16 protein-coding genes are annotated in these 19,974 nt (G+C 30.7%); 8 read left to right on the top strand and 8 right to left on the bottom strand.

The annotated features are described in order from the left end of the window. Positions 1-3 precede the first annotated feature (3 nt). From WHD07_RS07640 to dnaG, 5 genes are all read left to right on the top strand, one after another. Positions 4-363 (top strand): phage holin family protein, encoded by a 360-nt coding sequence (locus tag WHD07_RS07640; RefSeq protein ID WP_105050243.1) that lies wholly within the window; start codon positions 4-6, stop codon positions 361-363. Positions 364-455: 92 nt separating this feature from the next. After that, positions 456-1,778 (top strand): trigger factor, encoded by a 1,323-nt coding sequence (gene tig / locus WHD07_RS07635; RefSeq protein WP_105050244.1) that lies wholly within the window; start codon positions 456-458, stop codon positions 1,776-1,778. Positions 1,779-1,946: 168 nt separating this feature from the next. After that, entirely contained in the window at positions 1,947-2,609 is a 663-nt protein-coding gene (gene clpP, locus WHD07_RS07630) for an ATP-dependent Clp endopeptidase proteolytic subunit ClpP (protein WP_343330689.1), read from the top strand. Between the two features lie 78 nt (positions 2,610-2,687). Beyond that, positions 2,688-3,926 carry an ATP-dependent Clp protease ATP-binding subunit ClpX gene (gene clpX, locus WHD07_RS07625; RefSeq protein WP_105050246.1) on the top strand — a complete coding sequence of 413 codons (1,239 nt, stop codon included), beginning with the start codon at positions 2,688-2,690 and terminating at the stop codon, positions 3,924-3,926. A 119-nt stretch (positions 3,927-4,045) separates the two neighbouring features. Then, entirely contained in the window at positions 4,046-6,064 is a 2,019-nt protein-coding gene (gene dnaG / locus WHD07_RS07620; RefSeq protein WP_343330688.1) for a DNA primase, read from the top strand. 295 nt (positions 6,065-6,359) lie between these two features. Here the strand turns inward: dnaG and nadE are convergent, their stop codons facing one another. Continuing rightward, positions 6,360-7,148 carry an NAD(+) synthase gene (nadE, locus tag WHD07_RS07615; RefSeq protein WP_343330687.1) on the bottom strand — a complete coding sequence of 263 codons (789 nt, stop codon included), beginning with the start codon at positions 7,146-7,148 and terminating at the stop codon, positions 6,360-6,362. Positions 7,149-7,207: 59 nt separating this feature from the next. Here nadE and gldB point away from each other — a divergent pair, with 59 nt between their 5' ends. Together gldB and gldC are read left to right on the top strand one after the other, a co-directional pair. Then, entirely contained in the window at positions 7,208-8,167 is a 960-nt protein-coding gene (gene gldB, locus WHD07_RS07610) for a gliding motility lipoprotein GldB (RefSeq protein ID WP_343330686.1), read from the top strand. Beyond that, on the top strand, positions 8,167-8,499 hold the full coding sequence (gene gldC / locus WHD07_RS07605) for a gliding motility protein GldC (RefSeq protein ID WP_343330685.1): 333 nt from the start codon (positions 8,167-8,169) through the stop codon (positions 8,497-8,499). The genes gldB and gldC overlap by 1 nt, the downstream gene beginning before the upstream one ends. 172 nt (positions 8,500-8,671) lie before the next feature. Here the strand turns inward: gldC and WHD07_RS07600 are convergent, their stop codons facing one another. From WHD07_RS07600 to WHD07_RS07570, 7 genes are all read right to left on the bottom strand, one after another. Continuing rightward, the gene (locus WHD07_RS07600; RefSeq protein WP_343330684.1) at positions 8,672-10,186 is read right to left on the bottom strand and encodes an OmpA family protein; all 1,515 of its coding nucleotides are present in this window, start codon (positions 10,184-10,186) and stop codon (positions 8,672-8,674) included. A gap of 67 nt (positions 10,187-10,253) precedes the next feature. Beyond that, positions 10,254-11,378, bottom strand: coding sequence for a 2-amino-4-hydroxy-6-hydroxymethyldihydropteridine diphosphokinase (folK, locus tag WHD07_RS07595; protein ID WP_343330683.1), 1,125 nt, complete (start codon positions 11,376-11,378; stop codon positions 10,254-10,256). A gap of 121 nt (positions 11,379-11,499) precedes the next feature. Then, positions 11,500-13,734, bottom strand: a complete 2,235-nt coding sequence (locus WHD07_RS07590; protein ID WP_343330682.1) for a polyribonucleotide nucleotidyltransferase — start codon at positions 13,732-13,734, stop codon at positions 11,500-11,502. A gap of 286 nt (positions 13,735-14,020) precedes the next feature. Continuing rightward, the gene (rpsO, locus tag WHD07_RS07585) at positions 14,021-14,290 is read right to left on the bottom strand and encodes a 30S ribosomal protein S15 (protein ID WP_105050635.1); all 270 of its coding nucleotides are present in this window, start codon (positions 14,288-14,290) and stop codon (positions 14,021-14,023) included. A gap of 157 nt (positions 14,291-14,447) precedes the next feature. Beyond that, positions 14,448-15,305: an acetyl-CoA carboxylase, carboxyltransferase subunit beta gene (gene accD, locus WHD07_RS07580; protein ID WP_105050253.1), complete on the bottom strand. Its 858-nt coding sequence runs from the start codon at positions 15,303-15,305 to the stop codon at positions 14,448-14,450. 162 nt (positions 15,306-15,467) lie between these two features. Beyond that, complete coding sequence (gene fbaA / locus WHD07_RS07575; protein ID WP_343330681.1) at positions 15,468-16,535, bottom strand: class II fructose-bisphosphate aldolase; 1,068 nt, start codon at positions 16,533-16,535, stop codon at positions 15,468-15,470. Positions 16,536-16,635: 100 nt separating this feature from the next. After that, positions 16,636-19,146, bottom strand: coding sequence for a BamA/TamA family outer membrane protein (locus WHD07_RS07570; RefSeq protein ID WP_343330680.1), 2,511 nt, complete (start codon positions 19,144-19,146; stop codon positions 16,636-16,638). A gap of 69 nt (positions 19,147-19,215) precedes the next feature. Between WHD07_RS07570 and WHD07_RS07565 the strand changes: the two genes are divergently transcribed. Then, positions 19,216-19,947, top strand: coding sequence for an RNA methyltransferase (locus tag WHD07_RS07565; protein ID WP_343330679.1), 732 nt, complete (start codon positions 19,216-19,218; stop codon positions 19,945-19,947). The last annotated feature ends 27 nt before the right edge of the window (positions 19,948-19,974 follow it).

The raw sequence follows: 19,974 nt of genomic DNA, 5'->3' as shown, positions 1-19,974 counted from the left end.
AGTATGAAAACATTTTTAAAAATTTTATTAACCGCTGTAGCAGTTATTGTTTTGGCTAATATTTTACCAGGCATCTCTGTAGCAGGCTATACATCTGCAATTATTGTAGCAATTGTAATTTCGTTATTAAATATGTTTGTGCGTCCGCTTTTAGTCTTTTTTACGTTACCAGCAACCATTGTTACTTTAGGTTTATTCTTGTTTGTAATTAATGCTTGTATAATTTTATTGGCAGATAAATTAGTAGATGGTTTTGCGGTATCAGGATTCTTTACTGCTTTATTATTCAGTATTTTGCTATCTATTTTTAGATCAGCATTATTTTCATTACTAAAAGAGGATCGTAGATCAATAGAAAACTAAATAACATTACTGAAATAGAAGTATTTAACATTTGTGCAATCAATTAAAATGATTAATTTTGCACTCGATTTTTTTAAGATAAAAGACAAGAAATGAATATTACAAAAGAAAACATTGATGCGTTAAACGCAGTTGTAAAAGTAGATATTGTTGCTGATGATTATCAAGCAAAAGTAACAGGTTTATTAGAAGATTATCGTAAAAAGGCAGATGTTCCTGGTTTTAGAAAAGGACATGTACCAATGGGGATGATTAAAAAGCAGTACGGTAAATCTATTATGATAGATGAAGTAAATAAGCTTTTACAAGAATCTTTAAATAAATTTATAGCAGAAGAAAAATTAGAAATGTTAGGTAATCCTTTACCTAGAATGACTGAAGATTTTAATTGGGATGCTGATGTTTTTTCTTTTGAATTTGAATTAGGTTTAGCACCTGTTTTTGATGTAGATTTAAAATCTAAAGACAAAGTAACACAATATAATATTATAGCAACAGATGAATTACTTGACGAAGAAGTTAAGAACATTCAAATACGTTACGGTAAAGTAACTGCTATAGATGAAGCTACAGAACAATCTAATGTTACAGGAACTTTTGTTAATGAAGAAAACGGAATTAACAAAAAATCTACTTTTTTAGTAAACGATCTTAAAGGAAAGAAGAACGAAAAGAAAGTAATTGGCGCTAAGGTTGGTGACGTAATTGAGTTAGAAACTAAAAAGTTATTTGAAGACGATCATAAATTACAACACATTTTAGGTGTAGAGCATGATGTAATTCATGATTTAGATGTAACTGTAACTTTAACGATAGAAGAAATTACAAAAACAGAACCAGCAGAGTTAGACCAAGAGTTGTTTGATAAATTATTTGCAGACGGAAGTGTAACTTCTGTAACTGAATTAAGAGAAAAAATTAAAGAAGACGCAGAAAAGCAATTTCAACAACAAGGAGATCAACAATTATTAAACGCCGTAACAGAGCATTTAGTAGAAAATACAAAGTTTGATTTACCTTCTGAATTCTTAAAAAAATGGTTAAGAACAGCAGGTGAAAAACCTTTAACAGAAGAAGAAGCTACTGCAGAATATGATAAATCAGAAAAAGGTTTACGTTATCAATTAATCGAAGGAAAAGTGATGAAAGATAATGACATCAAAATCGATTATGCAGAATTGGTAGACTATGCAAAAGGATTTATCCGCACGCAAATGGCTCAATTTGGTAACATGAATCCAGAAGAAAAAGAATTGGATGATATTGCTGGTAGAATTTTACAAAATCAAGAAGAAGCTCAAAAATTACAATCTCAATTAATTAGTAATAAATTATTAACTTTTTATAAAGAGAACATGAATTTTAAATCGAAAGAGCTTTCTTACGAAGACTTTATTAAAGAAGTATATAAATAAGACATTGTTTTTTAATGTCACCTCAAGCTCAGTCGAGAGGTTTTTAAATAATAAAAGATAAAAAAACCTGAGTTGTTAGATTCAGGTTTTTTTAGCGACAAACTCAAACAAAATAGTAAGAAATAGTTCTTATATTTACAGTATTAAACTTAAAACAGCATCACGAAAATGGATTACGGAAAAGAGTTCGAAAAATACGCAACAAAACATCACGGAATTAACAGCAACTATTACGGTAAGATTACAAGTAGTGTAACGCCATATATTATGGAAGAACGCCAGATGAACATTACGCAAATGGATGTTTTTTCTCGTTTAATGATGGATAGAATTATCTTTTTAGGAACAGGAATTAATGACCAAGTAGCAAATATTATTCAGGCTCAGTTATTGTTTTTAGAAAGTGTAGATGCTAACAAAGATATTTCAATTTATATTAATTCTCCAGGAGGAGGCGTTTATGCAGGTTTAGGTATTTATGATACTATGCAGTTTATAAAACCAGATGTAGCAACAATTTGTACAGGTATGGCAGCTTCTATGGGAGCCGTTTTAATGTGTGCAGGAGCATCAGGTAAACGTTCTGCATTGCCACACTCTAGAGTGATGATTCACCAACCTTTAGGAGGTGCACAAGGGCAAGCTTCGGATATCGAAATTACTGCAAGAGAAATTATAAAGTTAAAAGGAGAATTGTATGATATTATTGCACATCACTCTGGTCAAACTGTAGAAAAAGTACACAACGATTCTGATAGAGATTATTGGATGAAAGCAGATGAAGCAAAAGCTTACGGAATGATTGATGAAGTTTTAGCAAGAAAGAAGTAATTATTTAGCAATAAGCAATAGGCTTTATGCAGTAAGCGCTGCGTAAGGCATAAGGCATAAAGCCTAAAGCCATTTAGAATGTCAAAAGAAGAAAACTTAGAATGTTCGTTTTGCGGACGAAAAAAAGCAGAAACAGACTTGCTAATTGCAGGAATGGATGCTCATATTTGCGATAAATGTATAGAACAAGCGCATGGTATTGTACAAGAAGAAATTTCTGATGCAAAATCGAGCGATTTGTCTAAAGATTTAATGCTAAAAAAGCCAAAAGAAATAAAAGAATTCTTAGATCAATATATTATTGGTCAGTTAGAAACCAAAAGAGCAATGTCTGTAGCTGTTTATAATCATTACAAAAGATTATTACAGAAAAAAGAAGATGAAGATGATGTAGAGATTGAAAAATCAAATATTGTTTTAGTTGGAGAAACAGGTACAGGGAAAACTTTAGTAGCAAAAACAATTGCAAGAATGCTAAACATTCCTTTTGCAATTGTAGATGCAACCGTTTTAACACAAGCAGGTTATGTTGGTGAAGATGTAGAAAGTATTTTAAGTAAATTATTGCAAGCTGCAGACTACGATGTAGAAAAAGCGCAAAGAGGGATTATCTTTATTGATGAAATAGATAAAATTGCCAGAAAAGGTGATAATCCATCAATAACTAGAGATGTTTCTGGAGAAGGAGTACAGCAAGCTTTATTAAAATTATTAGAAGGTACAGTTGTAAATGTTGCACCTAAAGGTGGAAGAAAGCATCCTGAGCAAAAATTTATAGAAGTAGATACTAAAGAGATTTTATTTATTGCTGGTGGTGCATTTGCAGGAATCGAAAGATTTATAAGCAAGCGTTTAAACATGCAGGCTGTAGGTTTTGGAGCCTCTTTAGATGAAGATAAGGTAGATGAAGAAAACTTGTTGCAATACATTATTCCTTCAGATTTAAAAGCATTTGGTTTAATTCCAGAAATTATTGGGCGTTTACCTGTTTTAAGCTATATGAATCCTTTAGATGCTAAAACGTTAAGAGCTATTTTAACAGAGCCTAAAAACGCTATTATTAAGCAATATTCTAAGTTATTTACAATGGATGATGTTGCCTTTACGATAGAAGAGGAAGCTTTAAATTATATTGTAGAAAAAGCAGTAGAATATAAATTAGGAGCAAGAGGATTACGTTCTTTATGTGAAGCAATTTTTACAGACGCTATGTTTGATTTACCAAGTTCTAATGAAAAAGAATTTAATGTAACCAAAGAATATGCAGAAGCAAAATTGACAAATTCAGCTTTAAAAAAGTTAAAAGCAGCTTCTTAAAATTTAAGAAAAATAATGATAAAGCCTCACTATTAATTTAGTGAGGTTTTTTAGTTTTATAAATTATATGAAATAAGATAATTCTTATCTTTGTAATCCCTTTCCAATAAATTAAATTCATGATATTAAGAAGTACCATAGACCGCATTTTTGAAACTGCAAGAGTAGAAGAGGTTATTGGTGAATTTGTTCAGCTTAAAAAAGCAGGAAGTAACTTTAAAGGGTTAAGCCCCTTTACAGACGAAAAATCGCCTTCTTTTATGGTGTCTCCAGTAAAACAAATTTGGAAAGATTTTTCTACAGGTAAAGGAGGTAATTCTGTTTCCTTTTTAATGGAACATGAACATTATACGTATCCAGAAGCTCTAAGGTGGTTGGCAAAAAAGTACAATATAGAAATAGAAGAAACAGAGCAAACTTCTGAAGAGAAGGAGCATATGAATGAACGCGAAAGCATGTTCTTGGTTTCTACTTTTGCCAAAGATTATTTTAATGATGTAATGTTAAATACCAATAAAGGAAAAGCAATAGGGTTGTCTTACTTTAAAGAGCGTGGTTTTACGGATGAAACTATTAAAAAGTTCGAATTAGGGTATTGTATTGATGAATGGGATAATTTTACAAAAGCAGCTTTAGCAAAAGGATACGACTTAAAGTTTTTGGCATCAACAGGATTAACCATTGTAAAAGAAAACAAGCAGTTCGACCGTTTTAAAGGACGGGTAATGTTTCCGATTCACTCTATGTCTGGTAGAATTTTAGGTTTTGGAGGACGTATTTTAACTGCGGATAAAAAAGCAGCCAAATATTTAAATTCACCAGAAAGTGATATTTACCATAAGAGTAAAATTTTATATGGATTATACCAAGCAAAAAAAGAAATAGCCAAACAAGACAATTGTTTTTTGGTAGAAGGATATACAGATGTAATTTCTTTTAATCAATCTGGTGTAGAAAATGTGGTGGCCTCTTCTGGTACCGCTTTAACTCCAGATCAAATTAGATTGATAAACAGACTAACCAAAAATATTACGGTACTTTTTGATGGAGATGCAGCAGGTATTAGAGCTTCTATTCGTGGTATCGATTTAATTTTAGAGCAAGGAATGAACGTAAAAGTAGTTCAGTTTCCTGATGGAGAAGATCCAGATAGTTTTGCTAAAGCAAACTCAAATGCAGAATTAAAGAAATATTTAGAAGATTCAGCACAAGATTTTATCAATTTTAAAGTATCTCTTTTATTAAAAGATTCTAACAACGATCCTATTAAAAAGGCAGGCGTTATTAGAGATATTGTAACCAGTATTTCTAAAATTCCAGATGGCATTCAACGAGAAGTTTATGTGCAAGAATGTTCTAGAATTATGGATATTTCTGAACGTGTTTTGTTTAGTGAATTGGCACAGTTATTAAAAAAAGGAGCGCAAGAAAAAAGTAAAGTTAACAGACAGCAAAATAATACTCAAGAAGACCCAAATCAGCCACCTCCTGGATATTTTATGGAGCAAGGTAAAGGTAAAATGGGATTGGTAAAAGGAGGAGCTGCTACTTCTCAAAAAATTGATCAACTTTCAATTTTAGAAAATGAAATTATTAAAATTTTACTTTTATACGGTAACGAAGAGGTAGAGTTTGTAGAAGAAGTTATTCATGTTGATGAAGAAGGAAGAGAAGAGATTGGTACAAGAAAATATGAAAATACAGTTTCAGCAGAAATTTATGTGCATTTGCATGAAGATGAAATAGAATTTTCTAATCCGCTTTTTCAAGAAATTTATACAGAGATAATTCATCAATTAAATCAATTAGAAAAATTAGATATTGATGGTTTAATTAATCATAAGAATTCAGAGATCTCTACCATTGTAACTTCTATTTTAATGGAGAAAGAAAATCCAAATAGACAGTTAAGTGATTGGGAAGGTCAAAACATAGAAGTTAAATCTGCCTTAGAAGTTTTAGCAAAAGATGTAAACGATGTTGTTTATAATTTAAGAAGAGTGTTAATTGGTGAAAAGATAGAGGAGTTGATGGATGACGCTGTTAAAAACCAAGGTGCTACTATAGATTTAGAAGTTATAAAAAACTATACAAATCTGAAAATGAGGCTTTTTGAGAAATTAAATAGAGTTGTGTAGTATTAACAAATTGTAAAATAGGGTGTTTAACCTTATAGCTATAATCTATAATTAGATAGAATTATTGTATATTGCAATCGCTAAAAGAAAAATCATTGTTACTATGAAAACATTATTACAACTACTAAAGATTATTCAGTTATTCATTTTGTTACCATTTGAAATCTCTAAAGGCTCAAAAAAAAGAGCCTATATGAAGATTAAAAAAATGATGGTTGCAGCAAATATTCTGTAATAAAAAACTTTAAAAAAACCTTAATTTTAACCAGATTAAGGTTTTTTTATATAAGAATATTTATTTTATTTCTTTTGGTATTTCACAAATAGGAATTGGTAACATTTTATGTTGGTTAATTCTATTTAATCTTGAGTAAATTTTAAAAACTTCTAGTTTTCTTCCTTCAAAATTTTCTTCAGATTTTCCTTGCTCTTGCATATTCATAGCCCACTCCAGTTCATCGTAAGAAGCGCCTATTTGGTCTTCATCTGTTCTACTATCTCCAAATAAACCATCTGTTGGTTGTGCTTTTTGTATAGAACTTGGTACTCTTAAATAAGCAGCTAATTCATAAACTTCAGATTTCATTAAATCTGCAATCGGACTTAAATCTACACCTCCATCACCATATTTTGTGTAAAAACCAACACCAAAATCTTCTACTTTATTACCCGTACCAGCCACTAAATAACCGTGTAAACCTGCTAAATAATATAAGGTACTCATTCTAAGTCTTGCTCTAGTGTTTGCAAGTGATAAATCTACCGTTGCAGAAGGAGCTACGTTTGGTACTACGTTTTTAAAATCTTCAAAAGTAGATGTTAAATCAACTTTTACATCAGACACATTTTTAAAATTACTTTTTAACTGGGTAATGTGTTCTTGCGCTCTAGTAACCTGACTAGGTGCTTGGTGAATGGGCATTTCTACACATAGAGTAGGAAACCCAGTTTTTGCACACAAGGTAGATGTTAAAGCAGAGTCAATTCCGCCAGAAATTCCAATTACAAATCCTTTTACTTTTGCATTTTCAGCATATTCTTTTAACCATTTTATGATATATTCGGCAACTTTTTCCGTCTTCATTGATAAACTATTTTAGTATTTTTAGCGTTCTTAAATATAAAGACTAAGATACAAAGAATATGAGATTTTATTTTATGAATTTAATGGTTTTATGTATGTTTTTTTCATGTTCTGATAAAAAAAATAATAAAATTGATGTTTCAACTATAAATGTTGATTTTTCTGTAAAAAGATACGAAGCTGATTTTTATAATTCAACAGAAAATGACTTGCCAATTCTTAAAAAAAAGTATCCGTATTTGTTTCCAAAAGCATTTACAGATAGTTTGGCAATTGCTAAGTTAAATAATAAAGATGAACAGGAATTATTTAGTGAAACTCAAAAGTTGTATAAAGATGTTTCTAAATTAAAAATAGAGTTATTAGATCTTTTTAAGCATGTTAAATATTACAATGCCAACTTTAATGCGCCTAATGTAGTTACAATGATTTCTAATATAGACTATGCTAATAGAGTTATTTATGCAGATAGTTTGTTGTTTATTTCTTTAGATGTTTATTTAGGAAAAACACATAAATTTTATTCAGATTATCCAAAGTATATTAAAGAGAATAACACTAAAGAAAACATAATTGTTGATGTAGCTAATGCTTTAATAGAAAAGCAAGTGCAAACACTTTCTAATAGAACTTTTATAAGTAAGATGATACATGAAGGCAAAAAAATGTATTTATTAGATATGTATTTACCGGCTGTATCTGATGAATTAAAAATAGGTTATAGTAAAGAAAAGTTTGATTGGGCTATTTTAAATGAAACAGATATTTGGAAATATTTTATTGAAAAGAAATTGTTATTTAGCACAGACACAAAGTTAAATAAAAGATTTTTAGAGAATGCTCCTTTTTCTAAGTTCTACTTACAGAACGATACGCAATCTCCAGGAAGAATAGGCGTGTGGTTAGGATGGCAAATAGTGAGGTCGTATATGCAAAATAATGATGTATCTTTGCAAGAATTATTAATAATTGATTCTGAAGAGTTATTCAAAAAATCAAAATATAAGCCTAAAAAATAATGTCAGTAAAACATAATTCACAAATTAATTTCGAAATTGGTTTAGACGAAAACAAAGTTCCTGAAGAAATTTCTTGGACAGCAGAAGATGGAGATATACTTAACGAAGCATCAAAAGCTATTATGATTTCCGTATGGGATCATAAGAAAAAAGATACTTTACGTATGGATTTATGGACAAAAGATATGCCTGTAGATGAAATGAAACAGTTTTATCATCAAACATTAGTTTCTATGGCAAATTCTTTTGAGCGTGCAACAGATGACCAAAAAATGAGTGCTACTATGCGAGATTTTTGTGATTATTTTGCAGAGAAATTAGAATTGAAATAAGTAAAATTTTTATTCTTATTAGATAAGGTTGTTCAATTAATTTGAACAACCTTATTTTTTTGTGCTTACAAGAGTTTCTAAATACTTTATTTAATCTTTTAAAAGCTAAAATCTCATCATAAAAAAAGGGGAGACTACATTGCAGTCTCCCCTTTTTTATAAGATAAATTAATTATTCATCAATTCTTTCTACAGGTCCAATTGCATCAATTGGTTTAATTTCAACCCTTCTGTTTAATTGTCTTCCGCCTGCATTAGCGTTAGAGAATTTTGGTCTAGATTCACCATAACCTTTTGGTTTTAATCTGTCATTAACAATTCCTTGTTTGATCATGTATTTTCTTACACTTTCTGCTCTTCTTTGAGATAAGTACAAGTTGTATTTATCACTATTTCTATCATCAGTATGACCTTCAATAACAAATTTAACATCTGGTATTTTTTTCATTAACATAATAATTTGATCAATAGTGCTGTAAGAAATTAATTTAATTTTATCACTATTGGTATCAAAATAAATACTAGTTGCTAATAATCCAATTTGTTGCGTAATATTAACAGGAGGTACAACTTCTTGTTTAGGACACCCTCTGTTTTCTACTGGACCAGGAGTATTTGGACATAAATCTTTTCCATCCATTACACCATCTCCGTCTGTATCTACATTTAAAGGACAACCTTCATTTGAGATAGGTCCGTATTCTAAAGGACATTTATCTTTATAGTCTGGTAATCCGTCTTTATCAGCATCTACTGCCTGACCATTACCGTATACCATTGCACCTTTAGGCGTATTTGGTTCTACATCTAATTGATCCATTACCCCATCATTATCTGTGTCAATAATTTTAAATTCTTCTCCAGGAGCAGGGTCTTTTACCCAAATGATGTATTCTTTTTTCTTTCCTAACTTTAAAACAACTCCTAAACTAGTAACAAAAAAGCTTTCCCAAGTCTGTTTATCGGAAACAGCTGCGTCTAAATGGTCTTCATTATTAAAGTACATTCCTGTTCTAAATTCAAGATCTACTCTTCTGCTTAGTCTTCTTTTAATACCTAATTGTGTAGATAGAAAAATTGAACTAGCTTCATTTACACTATTTCTATCAGGGTTGTAACCAAAGTCTACTAAAAGTTCATCAGGTGTTGTACCTGTTGGATCAGTTTTATAAAGAGCAGAATCGTATTGATGGTATCCAACACCAAAATATCCAGCAATGTTCCATTTACGTGTATCTCTTTTAAAAAGGTTAGAAAAGCTTACAATTAAATTTAATTCTGCACCGTAAGACCTACCTTCAAATCGTAAGTCAGAATCACTAATAATATTATTTGGTACATATCTAAGGGAATATCCGTTTGAGAAAGATTGTACACCACCAGACATTTTAGTATATGTAGCTTTAAACTCTAAACCTAAAATTGGGTTGAACATTTTATCTACATATACATACCCTCCAAAATTCCAGTAATTAGAATCGTCGTAAACGCCAATAGAACGTAAATCTCCGTGCATGATGAAGTTGCTAAATCCACCACCGATGGCCCAAGTGTTATTTTCTTTAATAATATCCGTGCTTTTTACATCAGTACTATCTTTGTGAATAATTTTGCCATCATTAGATTGACTAAACGATTGAGCAATAATAAAAGTGCTAAATAGAATAAATAAATAAATTCTCCTCATTTTAATTTGATTTTTTGTTTTAAACAATATAGGGGAATGATTCCCGCAAAAATATAATTTTTTTTTTTTAGAAATGCTTTATTTTGCTAACAATATTGTTATAGTCCTCTTTATTGTTCACAAAATCCATTTCTGAAACATCTACTACTAATAAATTTAGACTTTTTTCAGTTTTAATAAAACTTTTATATCCGTTATGTATTCGTTTTAGATAAGTAGGTTCTATTTTTTGTTCATAATCTCTACCTCTTTTTTTAATATTTTCTAATAGTCGATCTGTGTTTTGATATAGATAAATATAAAGATCTGGTTTTGTAATTTCTTTATACATTAAATCGAACATTTTACGGTATAAAAGGTATTCTTCCTTTTGTAATGTAACTTGTGCAAAAATTAAAGATTTAAAGATATAGTAATCCGATACAATGAAGTTTTTAAATAAGTCGAATTGTGCTAAGTCATCGGTTAGTTGTTGATATCTGTCGGCTAAAAAACTCATCTCTAAAGGGAATGCATATCGTTCTTTGTCTTCGTAAAATTTTGGTAAAAAAGGGTTGTCAGCAAAACGTTCTAAAACCATTTTAGCATTAAATTCTTCAGAAATCATTTTTGCTAAAGATGTTTTACCGGCTCCAATATTTCCTTCTATTGCTATATAATTGTATTTTTCGGAAATAGGAATTGGTCTTTGTAATTTGTCTTTTATTTTTGTGATGTCTGAAGTGTCATAGCAATTTTGTAAACAGTCATCAATTTGTTTTTTTTCTGTTGGATGAATAACGGTTGGAGCTATTTCTGCTAATGGAATCATTACAAATTTTCGTTGCAACATTTTAGAGTGTGGAACGATGAGTGTTTTAGAAAAGAGTATGTCATTATCGTATAACAAGATATCTATATCTATGTTTCTATTTTGGTATCCTTCTTTAGAAGAGCGCTGTCTTCCTAAATCATTTTCTATTTTTAATAGAGAACTCATTAAGGTTTCAGGTTGTAGATTGGTAGAAATTTTGATGCAAATATTAAAGAAATCATCTCCAGCAAAACCCCAAGAAGGAGTTTTATATATTGATGATATTTTTTGAATTACACCAATGCCATCATCTATTAAATTAATAGCATTTTGTAGATTTTCTATTTTATTACCTTGGTTTGTTCCTAAAGATAAATATGTTGTTCGATGTATTTTCATAAAGCGATACAAAGAAAATAAAAGCATTTAGATAATTAGCTATAAACAAAAAAAATCGCCAAAATTAATTGGCGATTTTTAAAATTATGAATAAGATACTGAAACTAGTTCAGGATGATATTTATTCTTCTTTTCTTGGTGCTCTTGGTTTTCTGTCATCACGTCCGCGATTATCTCTGCTTCTGTTATCACGTCCACCAGAACGTTTGTCATCTCTAGGTGGTCTTGCTACATAACCTTCTGGTTTTGGTAACAATGCTTTTCTAGAAACTTTTTCTTTACGAGTTCTTGGGTCAAGTCCAAAGTACTTCACATCAAAAACATCACCCATGTTTACTACATCGGTTACGTTTTCTGTACGTTCCCAAGCTAATTCACTTACGTGTAATAAAACTTCGTTTCCTGGAGCCTCAACATATTCTACTACAGCTCCAAAGTCTAACATTTTAATTACTTTAACTTCATATGCGCTACCAACTTGTGGTTTGAATAGCATTGATTCTATACGAGCAATTACTTGTTCTATTCCTGCTGGATCGGTTCCTAAAATTTCAATAATTCCTTCTTCGGTTACAGCGTCTTCAGTTATTACAATTGTAGTTCCTGTTTCTTTCTGTAATTCTTGAATATGTTTACCAGATGGTCCAATAAATGCACCAATCATATCGTTAGGGATACGTCTGTTTATCATTTTCGGAGCATGGTCTTTTACTTCTCCGTTTGCAGTTGCAATAGTATCAGTAATTTTTCCTAAAATATGGAAACGTCCATCTCTTGCTTGTTTTAGTGCATTTACTAAAATTTCGTAAGAAAGACCTTTTACTTTAATGTCCATTTGACAAGCAGTGATTCCTTCTGTAGTACCAGTTACTTTAAAGTCCATATCTCCTAAGTGATCTTCATCACCTAAAATATCAGATAAAACTGCATAACGGTCTCCGTCAGAAATTAATCCCATTGCTATACCAGATACAGGTCTAATCATTTTTACACCAGCATCCATTAATGCCATTGTACCAGCACAAACAGTTGCCATAGAAGAAGAACCGTTAGACTCTAAAACTTCAGAAACTACTCTTACTGTATAAGGACAATCTGCAGGAATCATTCCTTTTAAACCACGTTGTGCTAAGTTACCGTGCCCAACTTCTCTACGAGATGTTCCTCTTAAAGGTCTTGCTTCACCTGTACAAAAAGGAGGAAAGTTATAGTGTAAATAGAAATTTTCTTCACCTTCATAAGATGGCATATCTATTTTCATTGCATCTCTTGATGTTCCTAAAGTTACGGTTGCTAATGCTTGCGTTTCTCCACGAGTAAAGATTGATGAACCATGTACAGATGGTAAATAATCTACTTCACACCAAATTGGTCTAATGTCTGTAGTTTTACGTCCGTCTAAACGTAAACCTTCAGATAAAGTTAATTCTCTAACAGCTGCTTTTTGAGATTTATTAAAATATTTACTCACTAAATCTCCGTAATCTTCTAATTCTTCTTCTGTAAAAGAAGCTATTACTTCTTCTTTTATTTCAGCAAATGCGTTTGTACGCTCTACTTTAGAAGTTCCTTTTTTAGCAATTGCATAACACTTATCGTAAGTAAGTTCATTTATTTTAGCTGCTAATTCTTCATCTTCTCTTTCTCCTTGGTATACTCTTGTTTCTTTTTTACCAAAAGCTTCTGCTAATTTAACTTGAACAGCACATTGTACTTTAATAGCTTCATGGGCAAATTTAATTGCATCTGCCATTTCTTCTTCAGAAATTTCATCCATTTCTCCTTCCACCATCATTACAGAATCTGCAGAGGCTCCAATCATCATATCGATGTCAGATTCTGCTAATTGTGCTCTGTTAGGGTTGATAACAAATTCTCCGTTAATACGACCAACTCTTGCTTCAGAGATAGGGCATTCGAATGGGAAATCTGATAATTGTATAGCTGCAGAAGCTGCTAAACCTGCTAATGCATCTGGCATAACATCTTCATCATGAGACATTAACTGAATCATAACTTGTACTTCTGCGTGGTAATCCTTTGGGAATAATGGACGTAAAACACGGTCTACAAGACGCATTGTTAATACTTCTCCATCACTTGGTCTTGCTTCTCTTTTAAAGAAACCTCCAGGATATCTACCTGCGGCAGCAAACTTTTCTCTATAATCTACTGTAAGTGGTAAAAAATCAACGTCTGATTGTTTGTAATTAGAAACAACTGTACATAATAACATTGCTTTTCCCATTTGAACAACAACAGAACCGTGCGCTTGTTTCGCTAATTTACCGGTTTCTAACGAGATGGTTCTTCCATCTCCAAGGTCTATAACCTCTCTAAATACTTTTGGAATCATAAATTTTAATTCTAATTTTTTTAATTTGTTTGTTGTTGTGTTGTTGTATGTTGTTACAATGGAAATTCAAAAATGCTGTTACTATTTTTGATTTTTTTTTCTGCTTTTTACAGAAATAGTGGTTAATAAATTTAACCTTTTTTATATAAATTCTGTTTGTTAGTCAGAATTTATTATTTTTTTAATTCCTTTTAATAGGGAATACAAATTTACTATTTTGTAGCAAGCTACAAGGATTTATTGTAAAAAAAAAGAGGCACGTTTATAGAGCCTCTTTTTGTAAGAATTATTTTCTAATTCCTAATTCTTTAATTATTTCACGATATCTTACAATATCAGTTTTCTTTAGATAATCTAATAAACTTCTACGTTTACCAACCAACATTACTAATGAACGCTCTGTATTATAATCTTTACGATTGTTTTTTAAGTGTTCTGTTAAATGGTTAATTCTGTAAGTGAATAATGCAATTTGACCTTCTGAAGAACCAGTATCGTTTTTTCCTTTACCGTGTTTTTCGAAGATGCTTTCTTTTACTTCTTTAGTTAAATACATTCCAATATTATTTAAATGATTATTATGTATATCAATGATAGATTTCATTGAAGCTGCAAATATATAATTATTTTTTTAAATAGAAATGCTACCGAAGTTGTTCTTTTAATTGTTTTGCTGTAAAATAGAAAAAGCTAGCAAATGCTAGCTTTTTGTTTTATGATCTAACAGGTATGTTTTGTATTAAATCGATATACAAATTAACTTGTTTTTTTAAGTTTTTACGTTCGTAAATTGCATCTAGAAACCCATGTTCTAAAACAAATTCTGATTTTTGAAATCCTTCTGGTAAATCTTTACCTGTGGTGTCTTTTACTACTCTTGGTCCTGCAAAAGCAATTAATGCATTTGGTTCTGCAATGTTAATATCGCCTAACATGGCATAAGATGCTGTAGTACCTCCTGTTGTTGGGTCTGTACATAATGAAATGTAAGGGATGTTAACTTCTGCTAATTGTGCTAATTTTGCAGATGTTTTAACTAATTGCATTAATGATAATGAAGCTTCCATCATTCTTGCCCCACCTGATTTTGAAATCATTAAAAAAGGAATTTTATTTTTTATTGAATAATCGATAGCTCTTGCTATTTTTTCTCCAACAACAGACCCCATTGATCCTCCAATAAAAGCAAAATCCATGGCTGCAATTACAATCTCTTTTCCTAAGGATAAACCTACCGCAGTTCTAACGGCATCTTTTAATTTTGTTTTTTCTTGGGCTGCTTTTAATCTGTCTGGATATTTTTTAGTGTCTTCAAACTTTAAAGGGTCTTTAGATGTAAGGTTTGCATCTAATTCTTTAAACTTGTTTTCGTCAAAAAACAATTCGAAATATTCTTTACTACCGATTCTTACATGGTATCCGTCTTCTGGACTTACATATAAGTTTCTTTTTAATTCTTCTGTATCTATTATTTTTCCGCTAGGTGTTTTATACCATAACCCTTTTGGAGTGTCTTTTTTGTCTTCTGTAGAAGTCTGTATTCCTTTATCCGTTCTTTTAAACCAAGCCATACTTGTTGTTTTATTTTAGGTTGTTTCTAAATTATCAAAAATAAATTAGAACCGCAAATGTAAAAGTTTTTTATTAAAAGTATCCTTTTTGATCTCTAAAGTCATAAAAAAAGCACTTTGATTTTAACCAAAGTGCTTTTAATAGTGTTTTAAAGATATTTTTTATAAAGTATCTACATTGTTTAAATCAGAAAATGCTTGTTTTAAACGTGTAATAAAAGTAGCTTCACCTTCACGTAACCATTTTCTTGGGTCGTAGTATTTTTTGTTTGGAGACTCAGGTCCATCAGGACTTCCAATTTGAGATTTTAAATAATCTGCTTTTTTTCCCATGTAATCTCTAATTCCACTCATAAAAGCATATTGCATATCAGTATCAATGTTCATTTTAATAACACCGTAACCAATAGCTTCTCTAATTTCTTCTAATGTAGAACCAGATCCTCCGTGAAATACAAAATCGATATGATTTTCTTCAACACCATATTTTTTTGTGATAAATTCTTGAGAATTTTTTAAGATTTTTGGAGTTAATTTTACGTTTCCTGGTTTATATACACCGTGTACGTTTCCAAAAGCAGCAGCAATTGTAAATTGATCACTTACTTTAGAAAGTTCTTCATAAGCATAAGCAACTTCTTCTGGTTGTGTGTATAATTTAGATTCATCAACATCACTATTGTCAACACCATCTTCTTCACCACCTGTAATTCCTAATTCAATTTCTAAAGTCATACCCATTTTACTCATACGAGCTAAATATGTTTTACAAATTTCAATGTTTTCTTCTAAAGGCTCTTCAGATAAATCTATCATGTGAGAGCTATATAAAGGTTTACCAGTTTCTTCAAAATGTTTTTCTGAAGCATCTAATAATCCGTCTATCCAAGGTAATAATTTTTTCGCACAGTGGTCTGTATGTAAGATAACAGGTACTCCATAAGCAACTGCTAATTCGTGTACATGTTTAGCTCCAGCAATACCACCAGCAATGGCTGCTTTTTCGCCTTCATTAGATAAGCCTTTTCCTGCATTAAATTGTGCACCACCATTAGAAAACTGAATAATTACAGGCGCATTTAAATCTCTTGCTGTTTCTAAAACACCGTTAATCGTGTTAGACCCAATAACATTTACTGCTGGTAAAGCAAATCCTTTTTCTTTTGCAAAATTAAAAATATCTTGAACTTCTGATCCAGTTGCAACACCTGGCTTTATATTATGACTCATGTTTGTTTATTTTAATCGTTAATTACCCATCAAAAGTACTAAAAATACAGATGAATCTAAACATAAAATAACGAAAACGTTATAGGCTTTGTTGTTTATTTTAGAAGGGATAGTTTATACCTATGTTGTAAACGGCGTTGGCAAAGTTGTAGTTTTTAAGCCATTTACTTCCAGTTAAATAAGGTTCGTATGTTTTAAAACCAACATCTAAACGTAGAATTAAAAAATTAAAATCTAACCTTGCTCCAAAACCAGAACCAATAGCTATATCTTTTAAAGAGGATAAATTATTAAATTTCGATTTTTCATCAACAAAACTCGAACCCGTTATATCCCAAATGTTTCCTGCATCAATAAACAATGCACCTTTTAATTTACTAATCACATCAAATCGGTATTCAGCACTGGTTAATATTTTAAGGCTACCTACGTTGTATTCTAACCCTGTATTAGTGCTTCCTGGGCCTAACTCGTATGTTTGCCATGCTCTAATGTCATTAGAGCCTCCTGCAAAGTAGCTTTTTGTAAAAGGGATTGCGGAGTTGTCATAAGGTATAATTGCTCCTAAGAATGTTCTAAAACCTAAAACAGAGTTGTCACCAACATCCCAAAATTGTTTGTACTCAAAGTCTGTTTTAAAGTATTGTGCCAAGGGGATATTTGCAAACGTTTTTTTATCATTTGCGTTTGTTTCTTTTGATAGTAGCCCTAATATATTTCCAGAATTTGCAACCCTAATTTTAAAAAATGAAAAATTATTATCGTTAAAGTTTGTTTGACTGTTAAATGTATAGGAATAGGCAAGAACAGGTATTAAGAAATCTGATGTTATAATATTATATCTGTTTAAGATATTTAAAGCAGTATTGTATTCGTCTGGATTTGTAGTTTTAAAACCTGTTGTGTTGTCGGCTACTTTACCCATAAAAGAAAGCGCCTCTGTTACTTGGTTGCTTAAATCGGACGAAAGTGGGTAATTTGTTGTAGTGTTATTAGCAATATCGTAAGCTTCTGCTACTTTGTTAAGGTTAGTAAACTCAGAACTGTAAATGTCAAAATAACTACCAATGTTTAAATTCTGAATGTACTGTGTGTTAAAAATTTCTAATTGAATTGTTTTTTTTGCATTAAACTGCCATTTATAATCGGTTAAAAATGTAAATGTTTGTCGATCTAGCCCTATGTTTTTTTGAAAGCTAGATCCAATTGAAAATAAGGTTCTTGGAGACATTTCTTTAGGTACCAATTTATTTAAACCAAAAGGAGCAATAAATCTTGGTATTTCTAAAGAAGCATCTACTCCGGCTTCCCAACCTGGGCCACTGTTAGAATTAAAATAAGAACCTAAAAAAGAAAGTTTTAATAATTCGGCTCCTCTAAAGGCATTTCTATTGGTTATAGAAAACTTAGCAGAAGAACCAATGTTTCTAATATTAGAATGTGTTATTTCTGTTTCGAAACCTAAAGTATATTTTTCTATTGGAGTTAAAAAAACATCCATTTTTAATTCGTCGTCCGTTCCTGAAATTGGACTGAACTTGATGTTTGTAGATTTAAAGTTTTTAAGAGATTTTAAATGGTTTCTTGTTAAATTTCTTAATGTATCTTTATAGATGTTTCCTGGTTTTAAGAAAATAGATTGTGCTAAATATTTAGGATTGTATTTTAGCTTACGATATGCTGAAAAATTGATTCCTTTATAATTAATGGTATTAGATGGTGTTTCTCCTTTTTTTACAAAAGAATAATCTGTAATAACATTTACCTTGGTTACTTTTTGTACTTTATATGGAGTGTTAATATAAGTCCCCTCTATTTCCTTTAATCTATTGCCTGATATTAAAAAATCTACATTTGTTTTATAATCCGTCCTTGTAGAGTCTACATAAAAACCAATAGCAGATTCTGTAAAATTATAAATACCATTATTTCTAAAAAGTTTTAAAACTCTACCAGCCTCGTTTCTAAATATTTTATCGTTGTATTGGTTGCCTGTTTTTAACAAAGAAGATGTGCTAGAATTGGTGTAAATAGAATCTAATACAGGCGATTCTATTTTAAAGTTTATACTGTCTAGTAGAGTAGGTCTGCCTCTTTTTATATTATAGGTTACAGTTGCTTTTTTATGAAGAGAATCTTTATTTATTTTAGAGGTAACTTTAGATTTAAAATAACCTTGATTTTTGTAATACGTTAATAAATTATTTTCGGTATTTTTTATTTTTCTCTCGCTAATAATTGCGGGGCCCTGGTAATTTAAAAACCATTTATTTAAGCCGATAAAAGATTTTGCGTATGCAATACTTTGTTTTTCTGAAAAAACATTTTTAATAATATTATAAGAACGAGGGTTTTTTTTACCCCATTCAGAGGGAGTTTTTGGCTTATTCGGGTTTCCTATATTATGAAAGTACAATCCTACAGGTAAATTTAGAAACTTCGGATTCGGTTTTTGAAGGATATATTTTTGAATATCGCTGCTTTTATTTCTAATGCTATCAACATAAATATAATTTTGAGTAAGCATGTGTTCATCTTCAGCTACATGCTTTGTAGAATTGCATGAAACTAAAATGAGTAAGAATAAAAATGATAAAGAAAGTTTTTTCATTAATTTAGCAGTGCTATCAATTTCAAAAATAGTATTTTTCGCCGGTTTATTTCCAATTACAATCAATTAATGACTATATCTAAAAATCAACTTAAGTTAATAACAAGTTTATCTCAAAAAAAGTATAGACTAAAGCATAAATTATTTATTGCTGAAGGGGTAAAAGTTGTTCAGGAAATTTTAAATTCTTCATTTGAACTTGAAACACTTTTTTGTACTGATGATTTTACTTTTGATGTTTCAGATGATAAGGTAGTACGGGTATCTGAAACTGATTTAAAGAAAATAAGTAATTTAAAAACGCCTAACAAGGTTCTAGGGGTATTTAAAATTCCTGATGATAAGCCTCTTGCAGATATGGGATTAATAATAGCTTTGGATGCTATTAATGATCCAGGAAATCTGGGTACTATTATTCGTTTGTGCGATTGGTTTGGTGTTGATGAATTAATTTGTTCTAAAGATACGGTAGATTGTTACAATCAGAAAGTAGTGCAAGCAAGTATGGGGTCTTTAACGAGGGTTTCTATTCGCTATGTAGATTTAGCAGACTATTTGTCTGAAACGAATTTAGCTACTTTTATAGCGGATATGGATGGAGAAAATGTATATAAAGCAAATTTACCAAAAGATGGTATCTTAATTATGGGGAACGAAGCAAACGGTGTTTCTGAAGAAATAAAAACCTTAATTTCTCATAAAATATCTATTCCTAGATTTGGTAAAACTCAAGAAACAGAAAGTCTAAATGTTGCTACTGCAACGGCAATTTTATTGAGTGAGTTTAAACGTGGAGTATAGTAAGTGGGGGGACTTAGTATGTCGTTT

This window comes from Polaribacter staleyi (genome assembly GCF_038024045.1).
GTDB lineage: Bacteria > Bacteroidota > Bacteroidia > Flavobacteriales > Flavobacteriaceae > Polaribacter > Polaribacter butkevichii.
The sequence above is the reverse complement of the archived record's forward strand: the minus strand, read 5'-3'. Positions and strand labels throughout refer to the sequence as shown.